The sequence below is a fragment of the Streptomyces wuyuanensis genome (assembly GCF_900103455.1).
Taxonomy (GTDB): domain Bacteria; phylum Actinomycetota; class Actinomycetes; order Streptomycetales; family Streptomycetaceae; genus Streptomyces; species Streptomyces wuyuanensis.
This window is the reverse complement of record NZ_FNHI01000019.1, coordinates 117,835-141,799: the sequence shown is the minus strand read 5'-3', so window position 1 is coordinate 141,799 and position 23,965 is coordinate 117,835. Positions and strand designations below refer to the sequence as shown.

At 71.5% G+C, this 23,965-nt stretch carries 22 protein-coding genes and 1 pseudogene; 16 read left to right on the top strand and 7 right to left on the bottom strand.

Features of this window, described 5'->3' with window-relative positions; genetic code table 11:
• Positions 1-336: 336 nt before the first annotated feature.
• From BLT82_RS25735 to BLT82_RS25720, 4 genes are all read left to right on the top strand, one after another.
• Positions 337-1,347, top strand: coding sequence for a glutathione S-transferase family protein (locus tag BLT82_RS25735; protein ID WP_167746085.1), 1,011 nt, complete (start codon positions 337-339; stop codon positions 1,345-1,347).
• Between the two features lie 158 nt (positions 1,348-1,505).
• Entirely contained in the window at positions 1,506-1,901 is a 396-nt protein-coding gene (locus tag BLT82_RS25730) for a TOBE domain-containing protein (protein ID WP_093658900.1), read from the top strand.
• A 97-nt stretch (positions 1,902-1,998) separates the two neighbouring features.
• Positions 1,999-2,805, top strand: a complete 807-nt coding sequence (gene modA / locus BLT82_RS25725; protein WP_093658898.1) for a molybdate ABC transporter substrate-binding protein — start codon at positions 1,999-2,001, stop codon at positions 2,803-2,805.
• 92 nt (positions 2,806-2,897) lie between these two features.
• Positions 2,898-4,832, top strand: a complete 1,935-nt coding sequence (locus BLT82_RS25720; protein ID WP_093658896.1) for an ABC transporter permease — start codon at positions 2,898-2,900, stop codon at positions 4,830-4,832.
• A gap of 45 nt (positions 4,833-4,877) precedes the next feature.
• Here BLT82_RS25720 and BLT82_RS25715 read toward each other — a convergent pair whose 3' ends face one another.
• Entirely contained in the window at positions 4,878-5,147 is a 270-nt protein-coding gene (locus tag BLT82_RS25715) for a type B 50S ribosomal protein L31 (protein WP_093658894.1), read from the bottom strand.
• A 217-nt stretch (positions 5,148-5,364) separates the two neighbouring features.
• Positions 5,365-6,234, bottom strand: coding sequence for an alpha/beta fold hydrolase (locus BLT82_RS25710; protein ID WP_093658892.1), 870 nt, complete (start codon positions 6,232-6,234; stop codon positions 5,365-5,367).
• Between the two features lie 430 nt (positions 6,235-6,664).
• Here BLT82_RS25710 and BLT82_RS25705 point away from each other — a divergent pair, with 430 nt between their 5' ends.
• On the top strand, positions 6,665-8,389 hold the full coding sequence (locus BLT82_RS25705) for an MOSC and FAD-binding oxidoreductase domain-containing protein (RefSeq protein ID WP_093658890.1): 1,725 nt from the start codon (positions 6,665-6,667) through the stop codon (positions 8,387-8,389).
• Positions 8,390-8,445: 56 nt separating this feature from the next.
• On the opposite strand, the gene BLT82_RS25700 is transcribed toward BLT82_RS25705, so the two are convergent.
• Positions 8,446-8,763, bottom strand: coding sequence for a hypothetical protein (locus BLT82_RS25700; protein ID WP_093658964.1), 318 nt, complete (start codon positions 8,761-8,763; stop codon positions 8,446-8,448).
• Positions 8,764-9,277: 514 nt separating this feature from the next.
• Between BLT82_RS25700 and BLT82_RS25695 the strand changes: the two genes are divergently transcribed.
• Positions 9,278-10,120, top strand: a complete 843-nt coding sequence (locus BLT82_RS25695) for a hypothetical protein (protein ID WP_093658888.1) — start codon at positions 9,278-9,280, stop codon at positions 10,118-10,120.
• 15 nt (positions 10,121-10,135) lie between these two features.
• Here the strand turns inward: BLT82_RS25695 and BLT82_RS25690 are convergent, their stop codons facing one another.
• Positions 10,136-11,020 (bottom strand): AraC family transcriptional regulator, encoded by an 885-nt coding sequence (locus BLT82_RS25690; protein ID WP_093658886.1) that lies wholly within the window; start codon positions 11,018-11,020, stop codon positions 10,136-10,138.
• 177 nt (positions 11,021-11,197) lie between these two features.
• Between BLT82_RS25690 and BLT82_RS25685 the strand changes: the two genes are divergently transcribed.
• From BLT82_RS25685 to BLT82_RS25670, 4 genes and pseudogenes are all read left to right on the top strand, one after another.
• On the top strand, positions 11,198-11,956 hold the full coding sequence (locus BLT82_RS25685) for an SDR family NAD(P)-dependent oxidoreductase (RefSeq protein ID WP_093658884.1): 759 nt from the start codon (positions 11,198-11,200) through the stop codon (positions 11,954-11,956).
• 160 nt (positions 11,957-12,116) lie between these two features.
• A pseudogene (locus tag BLT82_RS25680) lies at positions 12,117-12,830 on the top strand (bleomycin resistance protein).
• 247 nt (positions 12,831-13,077) lie between these two features.
• The gene (locus BLT82_RS25675; protein WP_093658882.1) at positions 13,078-13,929 is read left to right on the top strand and encodes a phosphotransferase; all 852 of its coding nucleotides are present in this window, start codon (positions 13,078-13,080) and stop codon (positions 13,927-13,929) included.
• A 215-nt stretch (positions 13,930-14,144) separates the two neighbouring features.
• Positions 14,145-14,705, top strand: a complete 561-nt coding sequence (locus tag BLT82_RS25670) for a nitrobindin family protein (protein ID WP_093658880.1) — start codon at positions 14,145-14,147, stop codon at positions 14,703-14,705.
• Between the two features lie 57 nt (positions 14,706-14,762).
• Here the strand turns inward: BLT82_RS25670 and BLT82_RS25665 are convergent, their stop codons facing one another.
• A complete protein-coding gene (locus BLT82_RS25665; RefSeq protein ID WP_093658878.1) occupies positions 14,763-15,617 on the bottom strand; it encodes a class I SAM-dependent methyltransferase in 855 nt (284 codons plus the stop codon).
• Positions 15,618-15,915: 298 nt separating this feature from the next.
• Here BLT82_RS25665 and BLT82_RS25660 point away from each other — a divergent pair, with 298 nt between their 5' ends.
• From BLT82_RS25660 to rfbD, 5 genes are all read left to right on the top strand, one after another.
• Positions 15,916-17,073, top strand: coding sequence for an FAD-dependent oxidoreductase (locus BLT82_RS25660; RefSeq protein ID WP_167746084.1), 1,158 nt, complete (start codon positions 15,916-15,918; stop codon positions 17,071-17,073).
• A gap of 115 nt (positions 17,074-17,188) precedes the next feature.
• On the top strand, positions 17,189-18,127 hold the full coding sequence (gene rfbA / locus BLT82_RS25655; protein WP_093658874.1) for a glucose-1-phosphate thymidylyltransferase RfbA: 939 nt from the start codon (positions 17,189-17,191) through the stop codon (positions 18,125-18,127).
• 51 nt (positions 18,128-18,178) lie between these two features.
• Complete coding sequence (locus tag BLT82_RS25650) at positions 18,179-18,808, top strand: dTDP-4-dehydrorhamnose 3,5-epimerase family protein (RefSeq protein ID WP_093658872.1); 630 nt, start codon at positions 18,179-18,181, stop codon at positions 18,806-18,808.
• A gap of 214 nt (positions 18,809-19,022) precedes the next feature.
• Positions 19,023-19,997 carry a dTDP-glucose 4,6-dehydratase gene (gene rfbB / locus BLT82_RS25645; RefSeq protein WP_093658870.1) on the top strand — a complete coding sequence of 325 codons (975 nt, stop codon included), beginning with the start codon at positions 19,023-19,025 and terminating at the stop codon, positions 19,995-19,997.
• Positions 19,994-20,896, top strand: coding sequence for a dTDP-4-dehydrorhamnose reductase (rfbD, locus tag BLT82_RS25640; RefSeq protein ID WP_093658868.1), 903 nt, complete (start codon positions 19,994-19,996; stop codon positions 20,894-20,896). The genes rfbB and rfbD overlap by 4 nt, the downstream gene beginning before the upstream one ends.
• Positions 20,897-21,137: 241 nt before the next feature.
• Here rfbD and BLT82_RS25635 read toward each other — a convergent pair whose 3' ends face one another.
• Positions 21,138-22,412, bottom strand: coding sequence for a glycosyltransferase (locus tag BLT82_RS25635; protein ID WP_093658866.1), 1,275 nt, complete (start codon positions 22,410-22,412; stop codon positions 21,138-21,140).
• A 6-nt stretch (positions 22,413-22,418) separates the two neighbouring features.
• Positions 22,419-23,021: a tetratricopeptide repeat protein gene (locus BLT82_RS25630; RefSeq protein ID WP_167746083.1), complete on the bottom strand. Its 603-nt coding sequence runs from the start codon at positions 23,019-23,021 to the stop codon at positions 22,419-22,421.
• A 539-nt stretch (positions 23,022-23,560) separates the two neighbouring features.
• Between BLT82_RS25630 and BLT82_RS37275 the strand changes: the two genes are divergently transcribed.
• Positions 23,561-23,941 carry a hypothetical protein gene (locus tag BLT82_RS37275; RefSeq protein ID WP_093658862.1) on the top strand — a complete coding sequence of 127 codons (381 nt, stop codon included), beginning with the start codon at positions 23,561-23,563 and terminating at the stop codon, positions 23,939-23,941.
• Positions 23,942-23,965 lie beyond the last annotated feature (24 nt).

Sequence of the window (23,965 nt, the reverse complement as noted above, 5' to 3'; positions counted from 1 at the left end):
ATGCCCGAAGAGTGCGTTTTGCCCTCTTTCCAGATAGGTTGCGGGGCTGGTTTCACCGTGATGTCCGTCGACTGTCACAGGCGCGTCACAGGGGAGCCGGCGGCCGCGTCACGGCCCGGTGCGCGGGGGAGGGGCGTGCGTCCGGGCGGGCCGGCTGCCGTGCCGTCCGCAAGGCGGCGGCCGCCCGTACCGGTCGCGGGGCGATGCCGGCTGCCCTTGCTGCACGGCGGCGGCCGCCCGTTGCGCGTGCACCTTCTCGCCGTCCTCCACCGCGTGTCCCACCCGTCCGCAGTCGCGGGAGCGTTCGGCCCCGCGGCTGACGGGTAGGGCGATCAGATGAGCTATGTGAACCCCGGCGGGGAGTACGCGCGCGACAGCCGGTACATCACCACGAGGATCACCGCCGACGGACGCGACGGCTTCCCGGTGGAGGCGGGCCGCTACCGTCTGGTGGTGAGCCGCGCCTGTCCGTGGGCCAGTCGCGCGGTGATCGTACGCAGGCTCCTCGGCCTCGAGCGGGCGCTGCCCATGGCCATCGCCGGGCCCACGCACGACGAGCGCAGCTGGACCTTCGACCTCGACCCCGGCAGGCGCGACCCGGTCCTCGGCATCGAACGGCTCCGGGACGCGTACCTCGCCCGCCACCCCGGGTACGAACGGGGCATCACGGTCCCGGCGATCGTCGACGTGACGACCGGCAAGGTGGTGACCAACGACTTCGCGCAGATCACGATCGACATGTCCCTCGAGTGGACGCCGCTCCACCGCCCAGGGGCCCCCGCGCTGTACCCGCCGGCGCTGCGCCCCGAGATCGACGCGGTGAACGAGGTCGTCTACAAGGACGTGAACAACGGGGTCTACCGGGCCGGATTCGCCGGCTCGCAGAAGGCGTACGACGCCGCGTACGAGCGCCTCTTTGCCCGCCTCGACTGGCTCTCGGACCGGCTGGAGGGCTCCCGCTACCTCGTCGGCGACACGATCACCGAGGCCGACGTACGGCTTTTCACCACTCTGGTGCGCTTCGACGCCGTCTACCACGGCCACTTCAAGTGCAACCGCCGGAAGCTGTCGGAGGCGCCGGTGCTGTGGGCGTACGCGCGAGACCTGTTCCAGACACCGGGCTTCGGCGACACGGTGGACTTCGACCACATCAAGCGGCACTACTACCTGGTCCATCGCGACATCAATCCCACCGGAGTCGTGCCGGCCGGACCGGACCTGGCGAACTGGCTCGAGCCGCACGACCGCGCGCCGCTCGGCGGCACACCCTTCGGCGACGGCACGCCACCCGGGCCGGTCGAGCCCGAGGAGGCGGTACCGGCCGGCCACGGCCCTCTCGCCGGCTGAATCCAGGGGCCCGTCGAGCGGCCGGGCCATGGCTCCCGGCGGCCGTGCTGTGCTGGCGTGCCGCGTCGTCGTGCATTCCTCCAGCAGATACCGCAGATGCCGTGAAGAAGCGACGAATGGTTTGCAGATAAGAGCTGGAGAGCTCTACGGTGGCGCGTATGCAGTCCTACACCATCGGACAGGCGGCACGGCTGCTCGGCGTCAGCCCCGACACCGCACGCCGCTGGGCGGACGCCGGCCGGATCGCGACCCATCGCGACGAGGGCGGGCGGCGTCTCATCGACGGCCGGGACCTGGCCGCCTTCTCCGTCGAGCTCGCACAGTCCGGCGACGGTGAGGTGGACGCCTCCTACACCTCCGCCCGAAACGCGTTCCCCGGCATCGTCACCGCCGTGAAACTCGGCGACGTCGCCGCGCAGGTGGAGATCCAGGCGGGCCCGCACCGTCTGGTGTCCCTGCTGACCAGGGAGGCCGTCGAGGAACTGAAACTCGAGGTCGGCATGCAGGCCACCGCACGTGTGAAGTCGACCAGCGTGCACATCGACCGCACCTGACCCCTGCGCACCCCAGCGGCGTCGCCGTCCCGGCGCGGCTCATCACGACCGTCAGTCGGCCATCGTGCCGATCTCGTCCTCCGGGAGCCCCAGCCACATGTCGCTCGACTTCCCCCGCCGCCGCGCCGCCGCCGCAGCCCTGACGGCAGCCCTCCTCGTGCCGCTGACCGCGTGCGGCAACGGCACCGCGAACTCCGACATCGGTGCCGAGCCCGCATCCTCCGCCTCCGGTGCGGCCAGGGCCGACCTCACGGTGCTCGCGGCAGCCTCCCTCACCGATGTCTTCAAGACCGCCGGTGCCGCCTACGAGAAGTCCCACCCCGGCACCGGAATCACGTTCTCCTTCGCCGGATCGCAGGAGCTCGCCGCGCAGGTGAAGCAGGGAGCTCCCGCCGACGCCCTGGTCACCGCCGACACCAGGACCATGGGCGGCCTCAAGGCCGACACCGGTACGCCGGAGATCATCGCCAGGAACCGGCTCGTCATCGCCACCGCCGAGGGCAACCCGGACGGGATCGACGACCTCGAGGACCTCGCCGATCCCCGGCTGAAGGTCGTGCTCGCCGCACCCGAGGTCCCGGTGGGGCGCTACAGCAAGAAGATCCTGGACGCCCGGAAGATCACCGTGAAGCCGGTCTCGCAGGAGCCCAACGTGCGCGCGGTGCTGAGCAAGGTCGAGCTCGGCGAGGCCGACGCCGGGATCGTCTACAGGACCGACGCCACCACCGCACCGGACAAGATCGACGCCGTCGAGATCCCCGACGCGCAGAACGCCATCGCCGAGTACCCGGCCGCCACCCTGAAGACCTCGAAGAACGCCGAGGCCGCGGCGGAGTTCGTGGCATGGCTCTCCTCGCCCGAGGCGCAGAAGATCCTGCGGGACGCCGGTTTCCAGCAGCCCTGATCACAAGAGCCGTCGTGAGGGGCCGCCCCGTGTCACCCCTCGGGCAACAGCCCCTCACCCGGCGCCCACCGACTCGCCCCAGGACCACGCCGATGCAACAGCCCCGCCGCCGCACAGGCCGCAGCTCCCGCACACCACTCGCGCTGACGGTTCCGGCCCTGCTCGCCGTGGCGTTCCTGCTGCTGCCCCTCGTCGGCGTCCTCGCCCGCACTCCGTGGGACGGACTCGCCGGCCACCTGACCGCCCCAGGCACCGTCGAGGCCCTGCGCCTCTCCCTCCTCGTCTCGTTCTGGGCGCTCGGGCTGTCCCTGCTGCTGGGGGTGCCGCTCGCATGGCTCCTGGCCCGCGTTCCGTTCCGCGGCAAGGCGTTCGTGCGCTCCCTGGTCCTGCTGCCCATGGTGCTGCCGCCGACGGTCGGCGGCGTCGCGCTGCTGCTCGCCTTCGGCCGGCGGGGCCTTCTGGGGCCGTACCTGGAGGACTGGTTCGGCATCACCCTGCCGTTCCACACCTCGGGCGCGGTGCTCGCGGCCACCTTCGTCGCCATGCCGTTCCTGGTGATCAGCCTGGAAGGGGCCCTCGGCGGTCTGCGGCCGCGCTACGAGGAGACGGCGGCGTCCCTCGGTGCCTCACCCGTGCGGGTGTTCTTCACCGTGACCCTGCCCATGGTCGCGCCCGGACTCATCGCGGGAGCCGCCCTCACCTGGGCCCGGGCCCTCGGTGAGTTCGGCGCCACCATCACCTTCGCGGGCAATCTCCCCGGCACCACACAGACCCTGCCCCTCCAGGTGTACCTGCTCCTGCAGGAAGCGCCCGAGGCCGCCACCTCCGTCTCGCTGTTGCTGCTCGCCATCGCCATGCTGGTGCTGATCGCGCTCAGGGGCCGCTGGAGCGGTACGCCCACGGCCCGCGAGCGCGCCACGAAGCCCGTGGCGGCCGCGGCCGACCCCGCCGACGCTCCCCGGGTCACCTCCTCCCCGGCGGAGCATCGGGAGCGCTGGCCCCTGCACGCCCACGTCACCGGCTTCAACCAGTTGACGCTCGACGCCGAACCCGGCACCACCATCGCCGTCGTCGGTCCCAACGGCGCCGGCAAGACCACCCTCCTGCGTGCTCTGCTCGGCCTCACCACCCGCGCTCACGCCCGACTCACGCTGGGCGACACCGACGTCACCGAACTGCCGCCCCACCACAGGGGTGTTGCCTGGGTTCCGCAGGACGGCGCGCTCTTCCCGCACCTCACGGCCCTCGCGAACACGGCCTACGGGCTGCGCGCACACGGCACTCCCCGGGCCGAGGCGCGCCGTGAGGCCCAGGAGTGGCTCGACCGGCTCGGCGTCGGCCACCTCGCACACCGCAGACCCGCCCAGCTCTCCGGCGGCCAGGCCCAGCGCGTAGCCCTCGCCCGCGCCCTCGCCGCACGTCCCCGGGCCCTGCTTCTCGACGAGCCGCTCGCCGCCCTCGACCAGACCACCCGCGCCCGCGTCCGGCACACCCTCCGCCACCACCTCGACGGCTTCGGCGGCGTCTGCCTCATCGTCACCCACGACCCCGTCGAGGCGGTCGCCCTGGCCGACCGCGTCCTCGTACTGGACGACGGCCGCGCCCTTCAGGACGCACCCCCGGCGGAGGTGACCCGCCACCCCCGCTCTCCCTGGGTCGCCCGCATGCTCGGCCGCAACGCCTGGCCGGGCACCACCACGCCCCACGGGCTCCGGCTCTCCGAAGGGGGCACCCTCGTCGTCTCCGACCCCCTGCCGCCCGGCACCGACGCCCTCGCGATCATCGCTCCCGAAGCCGTCTCACTGCACCCGGAGCGCCCGTCCGGCAGTCCTCGCAACGTGTGGCCCGGCACCGTCCGCGAGATCACCGCCAGCGGCAGCCGGCTCCGGGTCCTCGTCACCTCGGAAGCCGCTCCCGACCTGGTTGCCGAGATCACTCCGCAGGCCGCCGCCGAACTAGGTCTCGCCGACGGGACGACGGTGTGGACCAGCGTCAAGGCCACCGAGACGACCCTGGTCCCGCGCTGAACCCCTGTCGCGGTGGGGCGGCCGGGCCGCTGCCGGGGAGCTCGGTCAGCCGCCCGTCCCGGCGCCGGGCGCGTCACCGCCGTAGCGGCGTTCGAACTGGGCGATACGGCCCTCCGAGTCCACGGTCCGGGCCTTGCCCGTGTAGAAGGGGTGGCTCTCCGAGGAGATCTCCACGTCCACGACCGGGTAGGTCTCGCCGTCGTCCCACTCGATCGTCTGGTCGCTCGTCGCCGTCGACCGAGTGAGGAAGGCGTAGCCGGCCGCGCGGTCGCGGAACACCACGGGGCTGTAGTCCGGATGCTTGTCCTGCTGCATGAGCGCTCCTTCAGGGGCGGGGCCGGCCGGAGAGCCGCCCCGATCGGCCCGCAGCCTTCCGAACGGCGTGCGGCAGCGGTCCGGCGGGACCGTCCTCTCCCGGGCGGCCTGCATTTCACCTTCCACCCTGGTCAGGGGGCCCGCAACAGCGCCACTTCAGGGAGCCCGCGCCAGAGCCGCCGTACGGCGCGGCGCCGTACGGCGGGGAGGGGACGCGTCAGGAGAGCGCGCGGCCGAGGAAGTCGCGCATGAGCTCCGCGATGTCCGGAAGGTGGCTCTCCAGGGCGAAGTGGCCGGAGTCGAGCAGATGGATCTCGGCCTGGGGAAGGTCGCGCCCGAATGCCTCCGCTCCCGCGGGGCCGAAGATCTCGTCGTTGGCGCCCCAGACCGCGAGCAAGGGCACCCGGGAGTCCCGGAAGTACCGGTGCACCTGCGGGTACAGGTCCACGTTGGTGGGGTAGTCGCGGAACAGCTTGAGCTGGATCTCGTCGTTGCCGGGACGGTCCAGGAGAGCCTGGTCGTGCAGCCAGTTGTCCGGACTGACGAGGCTGGGGTCGGCGACGCCGTTCACATACTGCCAACGGGTGATCTCCGAGGTCAGAGCGCTGCGCATCGGGCCTTCGGTGTCGGGCCCGGGGCTCTGCGCGTAGGCGAACGCGGCGTCCCAGAAGGGTTTGACGAAGCCGTCCTCGTAGGCGTTGCCGTTCTGGCTGACGATCGCCGTGACGCGGTCCGGGGCCTGGAGCGCGAGCCGCCAGCCGATGGGCGCGCCGTAGTCCTGGACGTACATCGCGAAGCGGTCGACCTCCAGCCGCCGGAGCAGGCCGGAAGTGATCCGGGTGAGCGCGTCGAAGGTGTACGGAAAGTCCGCCAGGGAGGGCATCGCGGACTGGCCGAAGCCGATGTGGTCGGGTGCGATGACGTGGTAGCGGTCGGCGAGCGCCGGAATCAGGTGGCGGAACATGTGCGAGCTGGTGGGGAAGCCGTGGAGCAGCACCACGGCCGGCGCCTGGGGGTCGCCGGCCTCCCGGTAGAAGACCTCGAGTCCGTCGACGGTGGCGGTGCGGTGGTGAACCGAGGGGATCATGTCTAACCCCTTTGTGTGAAGTGAATGGTTACAGGGCAAGTCGAGCACGTCTTGGCTAACCTGTCAACATGATGTTGATGGTTATGTGGTCCGGGTGATGCGCGGGGCGGCTGCCACACAGGCCGTCCGGGCGGGCGGGACGTGCGCTCTCGGGTCCGTGAGTCGACGCGGCCTCTCCCGCCTGCGAGTCGATCGGGGCGGGCGTCCCGTTTCAACCCTCCGCCCGGCAGCGGCCGGGAGCGAGCCCGGCCGCCGTGCCCTGTGAGCGTGTCCGCCCCGACCCGGGCCCTCCGGCAGCCCGGAGTCCGGCCGGCCCGGCCCAGTCGGTCGGCAAATGGCGACGAACACCCCCGAGAACTAGGATCGGCCGCAGTGCACGCCGGCGCCGTGACACCTGCCGACCGGCGAGTCCTCACGCAGGAGAACCGCGATGGCAACGCTGCTGTCCGTCAACGTAGGCACCCCCAAGGACGTCTCCTGGCAGGGAAGGACCGTCCACACCGGCGCCTGGAAGGCTCCCGTGCGGGGCGCGAGGACGGTGCGGCGGCTGAACATCGACGGCGACGGCCAGGGAGACCTCGCCGGCCACGGCGGCGAGATGCGCGCCGTCCTCGTCTACCAGTCGGACTCATACTGCCACTGGCGGGAACAACTCGGCCGGGACGACCTGACGTTCGGGATCTTCGGAGAGAACTTCACCGTCGACGGCATGCCGGACGACGACGTGTGCATCGGCGACCGGTACCGCATCGGCGAAGCCGAGTTCGAGGTCACCCAACCGCGCGTCACCTGCTACCGGGTTGGCATGAGGCTCGGTGAGCCCGCCATGGCGTCACTGCTGGTCGCCCACCACCGCCCCGGGTTCTACCTGCGTGTCCTCAGCGAAGGGCGCGTCGAGGCCGGTGATGCGATCACCCTCCTCCGCCGGGGCCCGGAGGAGCTCACCGTCGCCGACACCGACGCGCTGCTCTACCTCCCCGACCGCGACCCAGCCCTGCTGCGCAGAGCGCTCGACATTCCCGCCCTCAGCCCCGGATGGCAGAAGTCGTTCCGTGAACTCGCCACCGCCCGGGAGCCCGACCAGGAGCTCGCGTGGCCGGGGTTCAGGACCCTGCGCGTCGCCCGTATCGTCCCCGAGACCCCCGCCGTCTCCTCGATCTACCTCGACAGCACCGACGCTACGCCGCTCCCGCCGGCCCGGCCCGGCCAGTACCTCTCACTCCGGCTGGCCACCACGGGCAACGCCGCACCCACGGTGCGGAGTTACTCCCTGTCCTCCGCCCCCGGCGCCGGGACCTACCGCATCAGTGTGAAACGAGAGCCCCACGGGCAGGTCAGCAGCTATCTGCACTCCGGCCTCCGCCCTGGGGACCTCGTCGACGTCGCAAGCCCCCGGGGAACCTTCGTCCTGGAGGACGGGACCGGCCCCGTCCTCCTCGTCTCCGCAGGCATCGGGGCCACGCCCGTGCTCGCCATGCTCCACCGACTCGCCACCGCACGCGATCAGCGCCCGGTGTGGTGGATCCACACGGCCCGCGACCGAGCACATCACGTCTTCGCGGACGAGGCCCACGCACTCGTCGCCCGACTCGCCCACGGGCACGAGTGCATCTACTACACGGCACCCGGCGCCCCGGCCACTCGGCCCGGCGAGCCCCGCATCCGGCACGGCCGCATGACCGCAGGCTCGCCGGCCGAGCTGGGCATCCCCCATGACGCCGACGCGTACCTCTGCGGACCGGCCGCCTTCATGCACGCCCTCGAATCCCACCTGCAGGAGTACGGACTGGCTCCCGAGCGCATCCACACCGAGGCCTTCAGCGCTCTCGCCGCCGTCAACCCCGGCGTCACACCCACCGCCGCGGTGCGCCCCCACCGGCCGACCGGCCCTCCGGGCACCGGCCCGCTCGTCACCTTCGCCCGCAGCGGCATCACCACACCCTGGTCACCCGCCCGCGCATCGCTGCTCGAACTCGCCGAGGCCTGCGACATCCCCACGCGCTGGTCCTGCCGCACCGGCGTCTGCCACACCTGTGTCACGCCGCTCGTATCGGGTGACGTCACCTACGCCCCGTCACCGCTCGAGCCTCCCGAGGCCGGCTCCGTGCTGACCTGCTGCAGCCGGCCGAAGGGCGAAGTGGTCCTCGACCTCTGAACCCCGGGAGGCCCGACGCCCCATGCGCCCGGACGCGGCAGCGCCCGCCGCCGTGCCTAATCCGCGTCGATACCGGTGATCACCGGCTGCCCGAGGGGTACTTCCTCCTCGGGGATTCCCACCGACCTGAGGGCGTCCGTGGCGAGCTGGCGGGCCCTGGCCTCGGCGGAGGCGTTGTCGTGGGCCTCGACCTCGAGGCGGAGGCTGAAGGCGGTGGAGTCCGGATAGAACGTGAGGATGTCGAGGTCCTCGGCAGCCCCGAATTCGGTGGTGCGCGGGTCGGCCGGCCGGAGAGCCCGCACGAGCTCCGTACGGGCCGAAGCGGACGGCTCCTTGAGGAACGTGCCGGGAATGGTGACGACGTAGACAGTCATGAAGATGGCCTTCCCGGTCGTGCGCCGAGCACGCCACCGTTCTCCGGTGCGGCCGGCGCGCCGGAGCACGGGTGTGCACCGGGCGTGGAGTCACCCCTCGATCACCTGTCCGGATTCTCCGACCGCCGGTGTCCCGCAGGGCAGCCCTCGGGACCGCGGCGTCCCCTCCAGGCGCACGACGGCCGGCGCCCTGGTGACCGGGGCGGTCCGGACCTCTCGCCCGTCGTCCCGGAGCCGCCCGGCACCGCCGCCGACGGGGCTTCCCCCATGAGGGGCACCTGCCTGCGGCAGCGCGCGAAGCCGGCCGTGCATGTCTCCAGCAGAGCACGGCGCCCAGGAAGTTGCACGTCGCGGGGGGCGGCGGCCGGGCCGGCCCGGGAACGTCCCGAGCCAGCGCGTCGGCCATCCACGGTGGCTGTTCGTGCGACGAGTTCCTGTGACGCGGACGGAACTGGTGGCACCATGGCGGTACACACCGGTTCGTGACCGGCTCCACCACTCCTGGGGCGCACGTATGAATACCTGGCTGCCGTTACGGCACTTCGCCGCGGCGACCGCGGCCGCGCTGGCCCTGATCGGCTGCAGCGGCTCCGCCGGCTCCCCGAGCGCATCGGGTTCGATGTCCGCCGCGCCGGGCACGCCCGCGCCGACGCCGACGACGTCCGCACCGTCGTCCCCGACGCCGGACCCCTCGGCTTCGTCGCAGACCCCCACCGCGCCCACACAGACCCCCAACGGCACACCACCGCTGGGCTCGTGGGCCCTCCAGCCGCTGTGGCCCTTCACCACGCTCGCGCAGGCCGAGGCGTGGGAGCGTTCCTACCGTGCGGGCGGCCACCAGTCGTGGCACCTCGATCCGGATCGGACGGCACTCTCGTTCACCCGTGACCATCTCGGCTTCAAGGAGATCGACAGGGTCACATCGAGCAAGGTGAGCGGCAGGCACGCCCGAGTCGGTGTGGCCCCCACGGGGCCGGAGAGCGGCACCGCCGCGGTGATCCACCTGGTGCGGTTCGGCACCGGCCCGGACGCGCCCTGGGAGGTCGTCGGCACCGACGACACGACGTTCTCCCTCACCACGCCCGCGTACGGGGCGCTCGTGCGCTCCCCGCTGCCGACCGGCGGCCGGATCACCGGTGTCGACGAGAGCATCAACGTCCAGGTGCTCCAGCCGTCGTCCGACGCGCCGTTGGGCACCTCCAAGTGCTGCACCCCCGCAGGCGGCGACAACCAGCCCTGGAAGGTGACGGTCCCCTTCTCCGGGGCGAGTGACCCCGTGCTCACCGTGGTCGCGTCCACCGGAGGACACGTGGCCGCGGTCGAGCGTTTCACGGTGACGGCAGTGCGCACCCGCTGACCGCCCGGGTCGCGGCTACGGCACGGCTGCGCCGTGCAGCACGGTCACGTCCTGGCTGGGCGGTGCCCCGAAGAGGCGGCGGTACTCCCGGCTGAACTGCGAAGGGCTGTCGTAGCCCACGCTGTGGCCGACGCTCGCGACGTCCTTGGGGCGCGCGGCCAGCAGCAGCCGGGCCTCCTGGAGCCGGATCTGCTTCTGGAACTGGATGGGGCTCATGGCCGTGACGGCCTGGAAGTTGCGGTAGAAGGCGGACGGGCTCATCCCGATGAACTGTGCCACGTCCTCCACCCTGAAGGACGTGGCGTAGTTCTCGCGGATCCACCGCACGGCTCGCGCGATGTGCGTGAGATTGCTGTCGGCCAGACCGATCTGACGGATCATCGCCCCCTGGGGGCCGGTGATCAGCCGCCACAGGATCTCCTTCTTGTAGAGCGGTGCGAGTACGTCGATGTCGCGTGGCCGGTCCAGCAGGCGCAACAGCCTCACCACGGCGTCGAGAAGCTCGTCGGAGGCATCGCTCACGGCGAGGCCGGTCGACGCCCTGGTGCTCCGCGGCGCCGTTCCGGAAGCCGTCCGCAGCAGCAGATCGGCGATGGCCGGCGGTTCCAGCGTCAGGCCGAAACCCAACGCCGGACGATCCGGGCTCGCCCCGACGAAGTTGCCGGTGACCGGCAGGTCGACCGAGGCCACGAGGTACTGGCCGGCGTGGTACTCGTACACCCGGTCGCCGAGCGCGAGGCGCTTTGCGCCCTGGGCGATGACCGCGAGGACGGTTCCCGACATCGACGGCGTCGGCGGGTCGGCCCGGTCGACCCTCGAGACGAGTACGCCGTCGAGACCGGTGGTCCAGTCGGCCCGCGCATGCCGGGTCAGCAGCGTACGGAGCTCATCCAGAAGCATGCCTTCATTGAAGCACCCGGAGAACGCGGCAGGACAGCCGTGTCTCCTCAAGGCGACAGGATTGTGCAAGGGCGAGAGAGGATCATTCTTCTGTTGGTGCAGGTCAGAGTGCTTCCATGGAGAAGTCGCACCACCAGGCGGAGCTGGACGGCTCCACTAATGCACAGGAGGCACATCATGGAGGTCGCCATCGTCACCGGCGCCAGTTCGGGTATCGGGCAGAGCGCGGCGTTGCAGCTCGCGAAGCGCGGCACCGGAGTGATCCTGACCTACGGCACCAACAGGCAGGGCGCCCTGGACACGGTCGCGGCGATCGAGGAGCTGGGGGGCGCGGCCGTCGCGCTGCCCCTGGACGTGGGCCGGAGCGGCGGCTTTCCTGCCTTCCGCGACTCCGTCGTGACCGCGCTCCGCGAGACCTGGCAGCGCGACACGTTCGACTACCTGGTCAACAACGCCGGCTTCGCGCAGATGGCGATGTTCGAGGACACGACCGAGGAACTGTTCGACAAGTTCGCCCGGGTCCTGCTCAAGGGGCCGTACTTCCTGACGCAGAGGCTGCTGCCGCTCATGGAGGACGGCGGTGCCATCGTCAACACGACCAGCAACTCCGCGATGGAGTCCGGCATGGAGGAGGGCTACTCGGCCTACGCCTCGATGAAGGGCGGGCTCATGGTGCTGACCCGCTACATGGCCAAGGAGTTCAGCAAGCGCGGCATCCGCGTCAACGCCATCGCACCGGGCGCGACGCGGACCCGCCTCGCCGACGACGCCTTCGAGCGGTTTCCCGAGGTGATCCCGGCCATCGCCGCGAAGACGGCGCTCGGCCGGGTCGGCGAACCCGACGACATCGGCATGGTGATCGCCACGCTGCTCTCCGAGGAGGGCCGCTGGATCACCGCCCAGAACATCGAGGTCGCCGGCGGCTACAACCTCTGACGGCAGGCCGCCCGCGCCGTACCCGCGGAACGCGCCGCGGGCGCGGCGCGCGTCGGACGGGGCTGCCGCGGAGGCGAGGACCGCAGGCGCGACCGGCCCCCTTCACATACGGCGAACACACCGGGTCCCCTTTCTAGTCAACTTTGATTAGAGTGGGGGCGTGAACGAGAGGACCATTCCGATCCTGCCGTGCCGGACCATCGAGCCCGTTCTCGACTTCTACACCGCTCTCGGATTCGAGGTGACCTTCCGGCAGCGGAGCCCCAGGCCCTACGCGGTCGTCGAGCGGGGCGGCATCGAACTCCAGTTCTTTGGGATCAAACGGCACGAGCCCGCCGAGTCGGTGAGCACGTGCTAGGTCCTGACCGACGACGTCGACGGGCTGTACGAGGCATTCCGGGCCGGCCTCAAGGAGGCGTACGGAAGGATCCCGACCCGTGGGCTGCCGCGCATCGGACCGCTGAAGGACACGTCGTACGGCGTGCGGCAGTTCCTCATGACCGATCCGGGCGGCAACTGCATCCGCATCGGCCGGAAGACGAGCGACGACCAGAGCCACCGGCGCCCGCCCGACGGGACCTTCGCCAAGGCCCTGCACCACGCCTCCCTCCTCGCGGACTCCAAAGAGGATCCGGCGGGCGCGGCGAAGGTCATCGACCGCGCGCTGCGCCTCGGGGACGAGCGGCCGGCACCCGTCGAACTCCTTCGGCTCCTCGTACTGCGCGCGGACGTCGCGGGGCGCCTCGCCGACGAGGAGACGGCGCTGTCCGCACTCGCCGAAGCCGCGGCGATCCACCTCACCGCCGAGGAGCGGGAGTCGGCCCGGGACGCTCTCGCGCGACTGGAGGATCTGCGGCCGGGGATCCGCCCGTGATGCCGCGGGCCGGGCACGAGGGAGCCCCGGTCGGCGCGGGGCGACCGAATCGGGCTGCGCCGTCCGCCGGTTGTCGGCCCAGAAGCCGAAGGGGCGCAGGGGAAGCCCCAGGCGCGAATCGCCGGTTGGGCCGCTCCTCGCCCGTCAAATCGCCCTGGCTCGCCCTCAACGGCGAGATAAGGTGCCCGGGTTGCGCCGCCGCAGGGAAGGACATGGCAGCGCCCGGGAGAGAGGTCACGCGACGACGATGCAGGCGTCAGAGGTTCCGCGGGCGGTGGCCGCGGCCGTGTCGACGGCCTCATCACTCGGCCTCACGGCCGATGACGCGATCGTTATCCAAGACTCGAACAAGCTCACTCTGCGTCTTCTGCCGTGCGACGTCCTCGCCCGGGTGGCGCCTGCGGCGCATCACGTCGCACACCTCGAAGTCGAGCTTGCCCGGCGGCTCGCCGAATCCGGGTGCCCGGTGGCCGCCCTCGACCCGCGTGCGGAGCCACGCGTCCATGAGCGAGACGGCTTCGTGGTCACGCTGTGGACCTACTACGAACCCGTGCCGACTCGGCAGGTCTCACCAGCCGAGTACGCCCACGCGCTCGAGCGGCTGCATGCCGGCATGCGCACGGTCGACGTCCCGACGCCGCGATTCACGGACCGGGTCGAGCAGGCCCGACGACTCGTGGCGGACCGCGAGCGGTCTCCGGCGCTCGCCGACGCCGACCGGGATCTGCTCGGCGACACGCTGCGCCGCCTCAGCCGGGCGATCGGCGAACGCGGCGGCACCGAGCAGCTGCTGCACGGCGAGCCCCACCCCGGCAACGTGCTCTCCACGAGGAACGGGCTGCTGTTCACAGACCTCGAGACGTGTTGCCGCGGGCCCGTCGAGTTCGACCTCGCCCATGCGCCCGAAGAAGTCGGCGCGCACTACCCGGGTGTCGATCAGGACCTGCTGCGCGAGTGCCGGATCCTCGTGCTGGCGATGATCACAACATGGCGCTGGGACCGGGACGACCAACTCCCGAACGGGCGCCGGCTGGGCGCGGAGTGGCTCGGCCGGATCCGAGGAGCGCTCGGCCCCAACGGCCCCGGACTCCACGGCTGATCGCGGGCCCGCGGGGAGGCAGCCGGCCGGCCGGGTTGCGCGGGGACTCCATCACGGCCGGGCCCGTGGGCAATCGGTGTGAGAGCCGGTGGAACCGTCCACCGTCGTCGCGAGGCCCGACGGCGGCCCCTGGAGGACGCCGCCTCTCCGTCGAGGATCGAAAGGCGCACAGCCCATAGGCTGCCCCCGGTACCCGCCCCACCTCAGGAGCACGCATGGCGTTCGAGCCCGTCCAGCAGCCCCCGTATCCCGATGCCCTTCGACCGGACGAGGCGCCCGAGCCGCATCCCCTGCTCGCGCCGCTGATCGGGTTCCTGGGGGCCTGGACCGGGCGGGGGCGCGGCGGGTACCCGACGCTCGCAGAGGAGTTCACGTACGGACAGGAGGTCACCTTCAGCCATGACGGACGGCCGTTCCTCCGCTACGAGGCTCGCGCATGGCTGCTGGACGCGGACGAAGACCCGCTCAGGCCCGCGGCCCGGGAGAGCGGATGGTGGCGGGTGCAGCCCGAGGGGCGCGTGGAAGCACTGATCACCCAGCCCACCGGTATCGCGGAGATCCTGGTCGGTCGCGTGGACCAGGGCACCCTCGACCTCACCACCCATCAGGTCGCGCTGACCCCCACGGCCAAGGAGGTCACCGCCACCCGGCGCCGCTACACCCTGACCGACGTTGCGACGCTCGACTTCGTCCACGACCTCGCGGCGGTCGGACGGCCGCTGCAGCACCATCTTGCGGCGCGGCTGCGACGCGGAGACCGGGGCCGGTCGTCCTGACCAGGGGGCGGTCGGTCCGACCACGGGGGCCGGGCATGCTCGAGACCGCGTCACGCGTCAGCGGCGGCGCGCGGTCAGCAGCAGATACTCCCAGTCCATGGCCATGCCGGAGCCGTCGTCGGCGGCGCCGGTGGGGGAGGCGTGCTCGCGTGCGAGGGCGGCCAGTTCCCGGTCCAGGCCGGCGACGCGTTCGGGATCGTCGGCGATGTTGCGGTAGACCGCGATCGTGGGCCCGTAGTTCTTCTTGAAGTAGTCGCGGAACTCCTCGGGGGTCGTGAACCGGTCCACGCGTACGGTGTCCCGGCGAGCTTCCACCGCGACGACCCGCTCACCGAGCAGAGCCCGCACATGGTCCTCGACGCCCCACAGCGGCGGGGGCTGCGCGCCGGGCGGTGGTGGGGGAGCGTACGGCTTCATCGTCGCGAACATGCGGCCGATGAAGCCCTCGGGGGTCCAGTTGAGCAGCCCGATCGTGCCCCCGGGCCGGCAGACTCGCAGCATCTCGTCCGCGCCGGCCTGGTGGTGCGGTGCGAACATGACTCCCACGCAGGACATGACGGTGTCGAAGACGCCGTCGCCGAAGGGCAGCGCTTCCGCGTCGGCCTCGCGCCATTCGAGTTCGACGCCGAGTCTCCCCGCGATCAGCCTGCCCACATCGAGGAGTTCGGGCGTCAGATCCGATGCGACGACATCGGCCCCGGCCATTGCCGCCGGGATCGCGGCGTTGCCGGTACCTGCCGCCACGTCCAGGACCCGCGTCCCAGGGCGTATGCCGCAGGCGTCCACCAGCGTCCTGCCCAGGGCCGGGATCAGCTGGTCCGCCACCGCCGAGTAGTCGCCCAGCGCCCACATCGCCCGGTGCTTGGCCTTCACGGCCCGGTCGATGTCGCTCGCGCCCGTCACATCGCCCATGACGGACACCTCCCTCGCCATCCTGCCGCCGGCACGCACGCACACGAGACGGCCTGCGGCCGCGTCGTCCTCCTCCCATCATCCGCCGGGGACCGTTTCCGCGCCGCCCGGGAGCGTGGAGCGCCGCCCGGCGGGTGCCCGATGCGCGGGTACGGGTCTGGGCACGGGTCCCGCAGGGTGCGTCCGCGTCCCTGCCGGTTGCCGTGCGGCGGCGGGAAACGCCGCCGCACTCCACCCCGGACGGTCCCGTACGGCCGACCACTCCGGGCCTGATCCGGTTCCGACTAGAGTGCCGGATATGGGGGTTGACACTGATGTGGTGGTCGTGGGGGCGGGGCCCGTCGGACTGAGCGCCGCACTGCTGCTGGCCCGGGCGGGTCTGGGCGTGGTCGTGCTGGAACGCCGTCCGGGGCCGGTTACCGAGTCCCGGGCGACGGACCTGCACGCGAGGACCCTGGAGGCCCTCGCGCCGAGTGGGCTGGCCGAGTCGCTGCATCCGCTCGGCAGGCGCGTGGACGCGGTCGAGATGTGGTCGCAGAGCCGCAGGCTCGGCGGCTTCGGTCTGGCACGGCTGAGCTCCCCGTACCCGTACATCCTGACCGTTCCGCAGTGCGCGACCGAGGGCCTGCTCGCCGAGGAGGCCGGGCGCGCCGGTGTGCGCGTGCACCGTTCCGCGGCGGTCCGATCGGCCGAGGAGGACGCCGGCGGTGTCACCGTGCTGTCGGACGCCCTCGATCCGCTGCGCGCCCGCTGGGTGGTGGCGGCCGACGGAGCGTCGAGCACTCTGCGCGCCCTGGCCGGTGCGGCGTTTCGCGGCCGGACCTATCCCGGCACCTGGCAGCTCGCCGACCTTCGGGTGGAGGATCCGTCACTGGACCCCGGGAGGGTCCACATGATCGGCGGGCCACGCGGGCTGCTCGTGGTGCTGCCGATGCACCTCGAGGGCTGGGCTCGGGTGGTGCTGCACCTGCCCCACGGCCCGCGGCCGGGCGACACGGACGGCACGGAGGCTCTGGCAGCCGAAGCGGCGGCCCGGGGGTGGACGGCCACGGTCCGCGAATGCCGCTGGACGAGCACCTTCCGCACACAGCGGCGCCTCGCCGTGCACCACCGAAGCCGGCGGGTGCTCCTGATCGGAGACGCCGCCCATGTGTGCAGTCCGGTCGGCGGCCAGGGACTCAACCTGGGCCTGCGTGACGCCGTCTCCCTCGCCGCCGTCCTGCCCGACGCGACCGCCCGCGCCGGCCCGTCCGCGGACGGGCTCACGGCCTGGCGCCGCGCACGGCGCTCCGACGCGGTGGGCGTGCTCGCCCGCACCGACCTCGCCACCCGAGCCTGGGTCCTGCGCTCGGCACCCGCCCGGACCGTAAGGGACACCGCCCTCCGCGGCGTCCTTGCCACCCCGGCCGGGCGCCGTCTGCTGGCCGAGGCGGTCGCCGGACCGACCCGCGTCTGACCGTCGTGCGCGGGCCCGCCGTCGAGCCGAACTCCTCGTGTTGTCAGCCCTCGTCTTGCGCAACAGCCGCATGCCGCATCCAAGTCTGTGAGGCAGGGGCCCTTACGGTTGCCCCATGCGTGGAATTCTGCTGGCTGGGGGCAGAGGTTCGGGGCTGTGGCCGCTGACCCGTTCGGTGTCCAAGCAACTGCTCCCGGTGTTCGACAAACCGATGGTCTATTACCCGCTGTCCACATTGGTGATGGCGGGGGTCGGTGAAATCCTCGTCATCACGACCCCGGATCAGCAGGAGCAGTTCCAACGGCTGCTCGACGACGGCAGCCGGCTGGGACTGCGGATCACCTACGCCGTGCAGGAACGACCGGAGGGCATCGCCCAGGCCTTCGTACTGGGCGCGGAGTTCATCGAGGACGAGCCGGTCGCACTCATCCTGGGTGACAACATCTTCCACGGCAGCGGCCTCGGCACCCGGCTGGCCCACTGCGCGAACACGATCGGGGGCCGGGTGTTCGCGTACCAGGTCGCCAACCCCTCGGCCTACGGGTCGAGTTCGACGAGCACGGCCGGGCCCTGTCGATCGAGGAAGCCGGCCCGGCCCAAGTCCCGGTACGCGGTGCCCGGCCTGTACTTCTACGACAACCGTGTCGTGGAGATCGCCCGCGGCCTGCGGCCCAGCGAACGGGGCGAGTTGGAGATCACCGACGTCAACCGCGCCTATCTGGCGGCCGGTGAGCTCCAGGTCACGAAGCTCGACCGCGGCACCGCCTGGCTGGACACGGGCACCCTCGCGTCGATGGTCCAGGCTTCGGAGTTCGTCCGGGTCATCGAGGAGCGTCAGGGCTTCAAGATCGGCTGTGTCGAGGAAGCGGTCTGGCGGGCCGGGCTGATCGACGACGACCGGCTCCGCTCCCTGGCCCGGCCACTGCTCAAGAGCGGCTACGGCCAGTACCTGCTCGGCCTGCTGGACGAGGCGCCGTGCACCCTCATGCCCCAGCGCGGCAGCGGGACCCACACGTACGAGCCGCTGCGGACGGAGCCGGTCCCGACGCCCTGACGGAGGGACGCGGCAGCCGGCACACCCGCACGCGCGGAAGGAACGGACGACATGAGACCACTTGGCATCGAAGGGGCCTGGGCGGACACCCCCCGCGTCCTCACCGACCGAAGGGGCCGTTTCCACGAGTGGTTCCGGGCCGACCGGTTCCGGGAGCTGACCGGCCACACTCTCCGGCTGGAGCAGGCGAACTGCTCCCGTTCGGTGCGCGGCACGCTTCGCGGCATCCACTACGCGTCGGTCCCGCCCGGGCAGGCGAAGTACGTCACCTGCGTCAGCGGGGCGGTGCTCGACGTGGTCGTGGACATCCGCACCGGTTCCCCGACGTTCGGACAGTGGGAGGCCGTCCGGCTCGACGACCGGGAGCACCGGGCCGTCTACCTCTCGGAAGGGCTGGGCCACGCCTTCATGGCCCTGGAGGAGGGAGCCACCGTGGTGTATCTCTGCTCCGAGGGCTATGCGCCGCACCGTGAGCACGGGGTCAACCCCTTCGACCCTGCGCTGGCCATCGAGTGGCCCCCGGACCTCGCGCCGGAGCTCTCCGAGAAGGACGCCGCCGCGCCCACGCTCGCGGAAGCCGAGCGGCGGGGGCTCCTGCCCTCCTACGAGGAGTGCTTGGCCCACCGGCGGCGTCTGAGAACCGACTCGGAGACGAACACGGCGGCGATGACGACGGCGTAGTACGCGGGCGGCGGGAGGGCCTCGGTCGATGCCCGCCCCGCGGACCTTTCGTCGTTCGCGTGGATCTCGTCATGCGGATTCGAGTCAGCGGAACCGGCACGCCCGACGGTGTGCGCACGCGTGCGCCCGGGGCGTCGCAGCCATTCCACCACGCTCGTCGGAAAGAGCACCGGACGCCCGGGACGACGACGGGCGGCAACAGCATCGGAGAATCATGCGCGTTCTTGTGACCGGCGGAGCCGGATTCATCGGTTCGGAGTACGTCCGGCAACGGCTGCGGACGGATCCCGCACTGCGCGTCACGGTCCTCGACAGCCTCACGTACTCCGGCGTCGAGGCGAATCTTGCGTCGGTGGCCGGGCATCCCGGCTACCGGTTCGTGCGCGGTGACATCTGCGATCCCGATGTCGTCGACCAGGTGATGGCGGGGCACGACGCAGTCGTGCACTTCGCGGCCGAGTCGCACGTGGACCGGTCGATCGAGGGGGCGGGTCCCTTCGTCCGCACCAACGTCGTCGGCACCCAGGTACTGCTCGACGCCGCGCTGCGCCATCGCGTGGGGCGGTTCCTGCACGTCTCCACGGACGAGGTGTACGGCTCGATCAGCGAGGGCTCGTGGACCGAGACGTCGCCGCTCGCGCCCAACTCCCCGTACTCCGCCTCCAAGAGCGCAGCCGACCTCCTCGTGCTCGCCTACCACCGCACCCACGGACTGGATGTGGTCGTCACCCGGTGCACGAACAACTACGGGTCCCACCAGTTCCCCGAGAAGGTCGTCCCGCTGTTCATCACCAACCTGATCGACGGCAGGTCCGTCCCCCTCTACGGTGACGGCCGCAACATCCGTGACTGGCTGCACGTCTCCGACCACTGCCGCGGCATCGACCTCGCCCTGCGCCGGGGGAGGGCCGGGGAGATCTACCACATCGGCGGTGGGACGGAGGTCAGCAACCACAAGCTCACCGGCCTGCTTCTCGACGCCGTCGGCGCGGACTGGGACCGGGTCGAGTACGTGCCCGACCGCAAGGGCCACGACCTGCGCTACTCACTGGACGACGGAAAGATCCGCGAAGAACTCGGCTACGCGCCGCAGATCACCTTCGCCGAAGGGCTGGCCGCCACCGTCGCGTGGTACCGCGAGAACCGGTCCTGGTGGGAGCCGCTGAAGGCCGCGGCGGAGCCGCGATGACCACGAACTGGCTGGTGACCGGCGCGGGCGGGATGCTCGGCCGCGACGTGCTGACGGAACTCGCCGCCGACCGCGGCGCCGACGTGACCGGGCTGACCCGGCACCAGCTCGACATCACCGACCCGGCCGCGGTGCGCGCGGCCGTCGACGGACACCGTGTGGTCGTCAACTGCGCGGCGTGGACGGACGTCGACGCGGCCGAGCGCGCCGAGGAGGCGGCGACCGCCGTCAACGGCAGCGGCGTCCGCCATCTCGCGAGGGCCTGCGCGGACAGCGGGGCGGTCCTGCTGCACGTCTCCACCGACTACGTCTTCCCCGGCGACGCCGAGGACCCTTACGCCGAGGGCGCGCCGACCGCCCCCGTCAACGCCTACGGCCGGAGCAAGCTGGCAGGGGAGCGCGCGGTGGCCGAACTCCTGCCCGACACCGGCTACACGGTGCGCACCGCCTGGCTGTACGGGACGCACGGACGCAACTTCGTGACCACGATGCTCGAACTCGCCGGCCGACGCGAGACGCTGGACGTGGTCGCGGACCAGCACGGGCAGCCGACCTGGTCCCGTGCGCTCGCCCGCCAGCTGGCCGCGCTCGGCCGCGCGGCCCTCGCCGGCCGCGCGCCGGCGGGCGTCTACCACGGCACGGCGACCGGCCACACCACCTGGTACGGACTGGCCAGGGAGACCTTCCGGCTCGGCGGTCTCGACCCCGAACGGATCCGCCCCGTCGGCGCCGTGGCCTTTCCACGGCCCGCCACGCGGCCGGCGTTCGGGGTGCTGGGGCACGACGGCTGGCCGCGCACGGGCGTCCCGCCCCAGCCCCGGTGGGACGCCCAACTGCCCGAGGCACTGAACACGCCGGCGTTCGCCGCGCTGGCGGCCGCTGCACGCACCTCGGGCTGACGCCGGACCCACGGTGCCGCCCCGTCCCGGAACGGGCACCGGCCGAAGACCGCCGGCCGACCGGGTTCCCGTGAGCCGGCGGCCGACCACCGCCCCGGCAGCGTCGGGCCGCCGGGACCCGCGAACGGACGAGGCCGCAGCCCGGAAGCTGCGGCCTCGTCCTCTGTCACCCGGGGCGGTACCACGCCGTGCCCGGCAAGTCCCTCCGCGGGCGGACGGCGCCCTGGGGCGGGCAGGGGGACTACACGAGCAGCGGTCCGCCGCAGCGCGCCGCGCCCTCCTTCATGGCGATGAGGTTCGCCACCACGTAGGAGATGTCGTTCTTGGAGTGCCAGTCGGTCGGGAAGTACGTGACGAGGCGGGAGTTCTGGAACCGCGCCTCGATCTCGGGGACGAACGCCCGGTACTGGTTGTCGGTGTAGTACCAGAAGGAGTTCTCGTTGTAGAACGCCACGTGCGTGGGGTCCTGGTAGGCCCCGCGGCCGTCGGAGCTGGGCGTCATGGTGAGGAGCATGCCCCCGGGCGCCAGCAGCCGGTACAACTCGTTGATCAACGGCACCTTCGCCGGCACGTGCTCGAGGAAGTCCACCGCCCGCAGCAGGCCGACGGAGTTGTCGGGCAGGTCGAGCCTGCCGGGGAGGGTGGCGACGATGTCGACGCCGTCCCCCGCGTGCTGGTCCACTCCCAGGTACCCCGGCGGCTTCCGGTGGGCCGCGCCGAGGTCCAGTGCCAGCAGCCCGCGGCGCTGCGTCCAGGCGAGGGCGTTGGCCTCGATGTACTTGTCGTACAGGGCCACCGTCTCCCGCTGGATGTGCGCGTTGATCTGGGGGTCGCGCTGCGTGTTGGCGGTGTGGATGCGCTGGAGGTAGAGGCAGCGCTCGATGTGGTGGAAGTCCCCCGCCTGGAACAGACGGCACATCAGGTCCTGGTCGTCGAGGACGGTGCGGGTTGCGTCGTAGCCGCCGACCTTCTCGTACACGTCCTTGCGGAACGACCGCACGTGGTTCGGCGCGTACCAGATGTACGAGACGTTGTGCGGCGTCGGTGCCATCGTCTTCGCGGCCAGCAGCCGGCGGCCGTCGACGTCGACCTCTTCGTACTGCCAGCCGTGCGTCTCGTTGAACCGGGTGTCGTCGCGTCCGCCGTCCTCGGTGATCTGGGCGGTGTTGCTGTAGACGAGGACGGCTTCCGGGTGCTCGTCGAACGCCTTCCCGAGCTCGGCCAGGCAGTCCCGCGCCAGGAGGTCGTCGTGGTCGAGTTCCACGAGGATCTCGCCGCGCGCGAGTTCGCAGGCCCTGCGCTTCGCCGCTCCCACCCCCCGGAGCCCGTCCGCGATCTCCACCCGGACACGGTCGTCGGGCTGCTCCGGCCGCCACCGCGCACCGTTGTTGAGCAGCACGATCCACTCCCAGTCGGAGCAGGACTGGGCCTGAAGTGTCGCCAGGCACTCGTCCAGGAAACGTGGCCGGTGGCTGGGGGTGAAGACGGAGAACCTCGGTGTCGCATTCGACGTCATCTGGGGCTACCTGCCTGCGCTCGTGGTGGATGTGGGGTTCGGCCGCGTGGAGTCCCTGAACTTCTTCGGAACCTGGGAGTGCAGCGACGGATCGACCGCGACGGCCCGGCGGTAGGCATCCCGCGCCTGGGCGTCCCGGCCCTTGCGAGCCAGCGTGTCGCCGAGCTGGAAATGGGCCGTGGAGGCCTCCGGATTGATGGTGACGGTCCGCTTCAGCAGCGCGATCGCCCGGTCGGGATCACTTCCCTTGAGCAACACGGCCTGGTTGAACAGCGCCGAGGTGAACGAGGGATCGATCTTCAGTGCGGTGTCGTAGGCCTTGAGCGCGTCTGCCGGCCTGCCGTCGCGTGCGGAGACGACGCCCACGTTGTACCAGGCGAGTTTGTTGCCCGGTTCCATCTCCAGGACCCGCTTGAAGGTGGCCTCGGCCCCGTCGAAGTCCTTGTGCTGCGCCTGCACATGACCGGCCTGGAGCAGGGCGTGGGCATTGAGCGGGGTGAGGGGCGCCTTTTCGGACTTGCCGTCCGGGGTGGCCGCAGGGTGGGACATGACCGCCCAGGTGACCGCCCCGGCGGCGACCGCGACCGTTGCGCCGAGGCCTGTCCACAATCGCCAACTTTTCACTTGGTCACATCTCATGGAGTGGGAGTGGCCATCCGGCTGCCGCCGAACGGCCACAGGAGGGATGTCGGGGGACGGTGCCGACGGGAGAGTCCCGAACCACCGTCACTGACGGCAAAGTTACGAGGTAACCCGGTATGTCGTCATCTGCCATGGGTACTTGGGCCGGTCAGACCACCCAAACGTACGTACTTCCGCAGTGGGTGACGCGGTCCGGATCCCCGTAGGCTGCCGGAGGGGCGGCCCGGCAGTGCCCGTTTCGCGGTGCAGTTCCGGGCCCGTCGCCGTTGTGCTTCCGCCGGAGTCGTCCAAAGCCCCGCGATCACGTGCGAGGACTCACATGGATGCCCCCGTAGTGGTGTGACTTACGGACAAGCGGAGTATTGGCGCTCTCGGTCCGCGGTCCGCGGCTCCGAAGGAATTCGCCGGGAAGCGTGCCGTCCTGGAAGGCCGAAATCCGGCGGTCATGTGTCAGGGGCACGAAACCAAGGCCGTCCGCGCCGAGGTGCGAGCGATGCCCCCGCCGGGTGGGCATTTCCCTGGCACGTGCCGAGAAACTCCTGATCAGGGCAGGTCCTCGGGGGGCCACGGGTGCGCAGGGCATCACCGGTGCGCAGGGCATCACCGGTGCCCAGGGCGCCGAGGGCGCACAGGGCGACGTGGGCGTGCAGGGACCTCAGGGCGCCACCCTGGTCACCTCGGTGGCGACGGGTGCCCAGGGGCCCCAGTCCACTGCTCAGTGTGATGTCGGCCAGTTCGCCGTCGGTGGCGGTTCCCAGGGTGTCCAGGGGATCGTCGTCCACCACAGCGCGCCGACCGGAGACCCGGCGACCGGCTGGCAGGCCACCACCTCCGGTGGGGCCGAAGTCATCGCCTTCGCCATCTGCACGACCGCTGACGCGCCGTAACCTCGTCGCAGCGGGGACCGGGGC